This window comes from Prevotella marseillensis (assembly GCF_900625065.1).
Lineage (GTDB): Bacteria > Bacteroidota > Bacteroidia > Bacteroidales > Bacteroidaceae > Prevotella > Prevotella rara.
The window spans coordinates 1-2,790 of the sequence record NZ_UYXY01000019.1; the positions used below are offsets into that span (position 1 = coordinate 1).

The following is a 2,790-nucleotide window of genomic DNA, read 5'->3' on the forward strand; positions in this document are numbered from 1 at the left end:
GTTCGAGGTCGGATTTCGCCCACCGGACGGCATCCGTCAGTTCCTTTGCAGGGTTGAGGATACATTTCAGACCGCCGAAACCGCAGTACCTTTGAAGTATGGCACGCTCTTCGGTTGTCGCTGTCCTGTTTTCCCTGTCAAGGATGAATGCCGTCCGTATCGCCTCGATGTTGTCCCGCAGTTTCTGTTTGCGGTTAAACGCCATATTCCCCGATGTAAAGGACGGTTGCCCCCGTCAGCTCCGTGTAGAGCAGGTCGTAATCGGAAGACAGGGCGAAGTTGTCGTCCGAAAGGTCATAGACGGAGAACACGTTGCCGACAAGCGGCATGAGTTTCAGAATAAAGGCTTCTTGTTTCTCTTCCGGCACTTCGTCGAAAAACTCGCTCTCCACGACTTCACGGAGAATGGCGTACCGGGAATAGCGCAGCCCGCGCAGCAGCGTGTCCATCGCCTGCTCTTGCGCGCCATCGGCGGGATAGCCTTCGAGCCGCGCCTTTTCATACGTTTCGGCGGCACGGTCGGCCCGTTCCCGTATGAAAGCGGTGTCAGTCGCCTGTTCAAACTTGTTCGTGCGGAGGTAGTCCAGCAGGTACAGACCGTAATAGGAAAAGTCGGTCTGACCCTCGTTTTTCTTCTTGTTGTTCATTACTTTGGAGTTTAGTGGATTGATATTTAACGGGATAATTGATTGGAAAAAGGAAGAAAAAGGCACTCGGTATCCCTCCGAATGCCACCACTAAATCCAAAGTATGAGTGTAATCCGGTATCGAAGAACAATTCATTACTCTGAACAAGTGGCAAAGTTAGTGCAAATCGAAGACAATACGAAAAAAACTTGTTTGTTTCTATTGTTGAGATGCAGCCTAACTTATCAAAAGTTAGTGATTATTTCCTTTTTTTCGGATAGGAAGACTTGCATTTCTTTTCCGGGAACACGAACGTCGTGTTATATTCCCCGTCAAAGGCGACTATGGCATCGAAGTTCTTGCCCTGCTTGCTCTTGAAGCCTTTGAGCGGCTTGGTGTGCCCGTCGGTGAGCAGGTCTTTGATTTCGTCGTCGGACAGGGTGCGTCCCGCTTTCTGCCGGAACACGGGCAGTCCGCACTCCGTGTTGTCGCAACGTACCACCTTGCCGTAGAACCGCATCCTGCCCGTGCCGCACTTGGGACACGCGCAGCCGGAATCACGGCTGCCGAAGAGCTTGTCGCACGAGAGCAGTTCGGAGGTGATTTCCCGTGTGTACGCCTCTATCTCCTTGCGGAAAGTGTCGGCGGGCAGTTCCCCGCGCTCGATACGTGCCAGTTCCTTTTCCCATTCGCCCGTCATGGCTACATCGGCGATGCGCATCGTCTTCACCACGGAATTGAGGGCGAGTCCCTTTTCGGTGGGAACAAGCGACTTCTTGCAGCGTTCCATGTAACCGCGCTTGAAAAGCGTTTCGATGATGGACGCTCGTGTGGCGGGAGTGCCGATGCCGCAGTCCTTCATCGCCTGCCGCAGCGCGTCGTCCTCAATTTCCTTGCCCGCTGTTTCCATTGCCGAGAGCAGGGTGGCTTCGGTATGCAGCGGCTTGGGTTTGGTCTTTCCTTCGGTGATGGAGGTGGCTTTCAGCGTGAGCGTGTCGCCATCCTGCCAGCCGGGGATGGTAGTTTCCTCCTTTTCCTCGCCATAGACGGCACGCCATCCGGCTTGCTTCACGACACTGCCTTTCACGGTGAACTCCACTCCGGCACATTCTGCCGTGACAGCAGTCACGTCCTTGACGCATTTTTCGGAGAATGCCTCTATCATTCGTCCGGCAATCATCTGATAAATGGTGCTGTCCTCTTTGGAGAGGAAGAGCGGTTTCTCTCCCGTGACGAGCAGGGCATGGTGGTCTGTTACCTTGCCGTCATCCACGCTACGGCGTGTCGGGATGGCTTTTGCCCGCACCTTGTCTTTCCATTCGGGCTGCGTGCCGATAAAGGCGAGTAGCTTGGGGATTTCAGCGAACACGTCTTCGGGGATGTAGCGGCTTCCCGTTCTCGGATAGGTTATCAACTTCTTCTCGTAGAGCTTCTGCGCGATTTCAAGCGTCTGTTCCGCCGTGAAGCCGTGCTTGGCGTTGGCTTCTTTTTGGAGCGTGGTCAGGTCGTACAGCAAGGGAGTTTCCTCCGTCTTCTCCTTACGCTCTGCTTTCGTTACCGTTGCGCTGCCTGCCGCCTTTACCTTATTATATAGCTCCGTTGCCGGTTCTTTCGACTTCCATTTCTCGGAGGATGAGAGTTTCACGACCTCGCCGTCGCAACCGTCTGTTGCGATATGGAGCTGCCAGAATGCTTCGGACGTAAAACGGCGGTTCTCCCAATAGCGTTCACACACCATCGCCAGCGTGGGTGTCTGCACACGCCCCACCGAATACGTGCCATGTCCGGCGGCTATGGATAACGCCTGAGTGCCGTTGATGCCCACGAGCCAGTCGGATTCGCTCCGCGCTTTGGCGGCGAGGTATAGGTTGTCGTACCTGCTGCCGTCTTCGAGGTTGCGCAGTCCCTCACGGATAGCCTTGTCGGTGAGCGAGCTGATCCACAGACGCACGAAAGGAGTGGTGCAACCCGTATAGTGGTAGAGGTAGCGGAAGATAAGCTCTCCCTCGCGTCCGGCATCGGTCGCCACGATGATTTGTTCGCTTGTGTCGAACAGTCTTTTGATGACTTTTATCTGCGACACCACGCCGCTGTCGGGCTTGTAACCTTTCTCCGTCCTGACCTGACGGGGGACGAGCGTGAATGTGTCGGGAATAATCGGGA

The 2,790-nt window shown here is 54.8% G+C and carries 3 protein-coding genes; all 3 read right to left on the reverse strand.

Going from position 1 to position 2,790, the window contains the following annotated elements; genetic code table 11:
* Window positions 1–205: hypothetical protein (locus tag EJL04_RS16210; protein ID WP_164511813.1), on the reverse strand; the 205-nt coding region annotated here is incomplete at its 3' end.
* A complete protein-coding gene (locus EJL04_RS16215) occupies window positions 195–647 on the reverse strand; it encodes a DUF1896 domain-containing protein (RefSeq protein WP_002561000.1) in 453 nt (150 codons plus the stop codon). The genes EJL04_RS16215 and EJL04_RS16210, both read right to left, overlap by 11 nt.
* A 239-nt stretch (window positions 648–886) precedes the next feature.
* A partial coding sequence (locus EJL04_RS16220; RefSeq protein WP_143723008.1) for a type IA DNA topoisomerase occupies window positions 887–2,790 on the reverse strand: 1,904 nt, incomplete at its 5' end.

What these genes read in the sequence shown, in the direction of transcription:
- EJL04_RS16215 (WP_002561000.1), bottom strand. Translation starts at nt 647, where the DNA reads ATGAACAACAAGAAGAAAAACGAGGGTCAGACCGACTTTTCCTATTAC.